A 1,110-nucleotide genomic window follows, 5' to 3' on the forward strand; every position below is an offset into this window, starting at 1 on the left:
TTGGCGCCGCCCAATTCAGGACGATCCGACTGGGCCAGCTCTTCTTTGACAAAGCTGGACTGACTGTTTTCTACCACGGTATCGACCGCTTCAATCGTCGCGCTGCCGCTGGTGCCGACCGCATCAAAGCCGGTGGAGCGCACGGTGATGACCTTGAGGGCATCGTCGCTTTTGACGGTAGCGATGGCGTTACCGGCGTAGATCGGGCGCTTAAAGGTATCAGCGCTGTCCACGGCGATAACGTCCGACAGCTGACTGACGTCTTTTAGCGCCGCTAACCGCGGCAGTACGTTTTTGCCGGTGGTGGAGGCGCTGGCCAGCACGTGGGTGTAGCCATCGGCCAGCTCGACCAGCAGCGCGCCCATGGGCTCGGCCAGCTGGTGGGCGTAAACGGCGTTATCGGCAACGCGGACTTTGCTCACGCCGTCGAGTTTGGCGGCGGCTTCGGCAGCGGCTTGCACGCCTTCACCGGCCACCAGAACGTCAATATCGCCACCGATGGCTTGGGCGGCCGCCACCACGTGGGCAGTGGCGCCGGCCAGTTGGCCTTCGTGCAGGTCAGCAAGTACCAAAATGCTCATAAAATCAGCTCCTTTCAAAGCGCATGCTTAAAGTACGGGTGGTAATTAACCGACCTTAAAGAACTTTGGCTTCGTTTTTGAGTTTGTCGATCAGCTCGTCTACCGAGGCGACTTTGACGCCACCTTTGCGCTCGGCGGGCGACTCTACTTTGAGCAGGCTGACCTTGGAGGCGACCTCGACGCCGTAATCGGCGGGGGTTTTCACATCCAGCGGCTTTTTCTTGGCCTTCATGATATCGGGGAGCTTGGCGTAGCGCGGCTCGTTCAAGCGCAGGTCGGTGGTGACAATCGCCGGTAGCGTCAAGGCGATGGTTTGCAGGCCGCCGTCGATTTCACGGGTCACATTAACCTTGTCGCCATCCACCGCCACTTCCGAGGCAAAGGTGCCCTGGGGCAGGCCGGTCAACGCGGCGAGCATTTGGCCGGTCTGGTTGTTGTCGGTGTCGATGGCCTGTTTACCCAACACCACCAACCCCGGCTGTTCTTCTTCGACCACTTTGGCCAACAGCTTGGCCACGGCCAGGGATTC

Annotated in this window: 1 protein-coding gene and 1 pseudogene; both read right to left on the minus strand. The window is 60.2% G+C overall.

The window, feature by feature from the left end:
- Positions 1-581: pseudogene (locus tag JI62_RS19460) on the minus strand (electron transfer flavoprotein subunit alpha/FixB family protein); the annotation flags it as partial.
- Between the two features lie 55 nt (positions 582-636).
- Positions 637-1,110: electron transfer flavoprotein subunit beta/FixA family protein (locus JI62_RS19465; protein WP_141101342.1), on the minus strand; the 474-nt coding region annotated here is incomplete at its 5' end.

Origin of the sequence: Halomonas campaniensis (assembly GCF_002211105.1) — a bacterium.
Classification (GTDB): domain Bacteria; phylum Pseudomonadota; class Gammaproteobacteria; order Pseudomonadales; family Halomonadaceae; genus Vreelandella; species Vreelandella campaniensis_A.